Genomic DNA, 563 nt, shown 5'->3' with positions numbered 1-563 from the left:
CTGATGGGTTGCATCGGACCCTTCTACCCCAAAATCGTTGTTTCTAGTGTATTAGGTCTTAGGGGTATAGTAGTCTTTTAGTTTTTTACTTCTGCCTATAAATAGGACCGTAGAGGGATGAGACTCCTCGCCACTTCTCTAATTTTATTTTCTTATTTCTTAGAGTAAGAGTTAGCCATGAATAAGATCTTTTGCATTTTAATAATCAAATGAGTGAGGGAGGACGGTGACCTCCGTGGATCGGACTTGTTTAAGTTAAATGAAAGATTGAGTTTTGAGTCTTGTGGTGTGCTGACCAGTTTTCCTCACTTTGATTTTTCCCGAGATCTGGGCGCTTCCCATTTTGCTTTTGGCAGCTCATTCGGCTCTTCGTTGTCCTGTGCTTCACCCGGTCTGATTTTGGTCTCGCTGTTTGTTATTCAGTCTGGTCTCGCGGTCTGCTGCTTTGGCCATAGCCGCAGCTTGCCCTGGCGTTCCTATTCTCGCGGCAGAGTGTACTGGCAGATTTTCCTTGCGGTTCCCTTGATTTTCTTTTCATCCTATGCCATTGGTCTTCACCTTCG

The 563-nt window shown here is 44.8% G+C and carries 1 protein-coding gene; it reads left to right on the top strand.

All coding sequences use genetic code 11. The features are described from left to right. Positions 1-246: 246 nt before the first annotated feature. On the top strand, positions 247-563 hold a 317-nt coding region (locus ACQY8X_RS21150; protein ID WP_428037100.1), incomplete at its 3' end, for a hypothetical protein.

This window comes from Amphritea sp. (assembly GCF_050300915.1).
GTDB lineage: Bacteria > Pseudomonadota > Gammaproteobacteria > Pseudomonadales > Balneatricaceae > Amphritea.
This window is presented reverse-complemented; position numbering and strand designations above follow the sequence as displayed.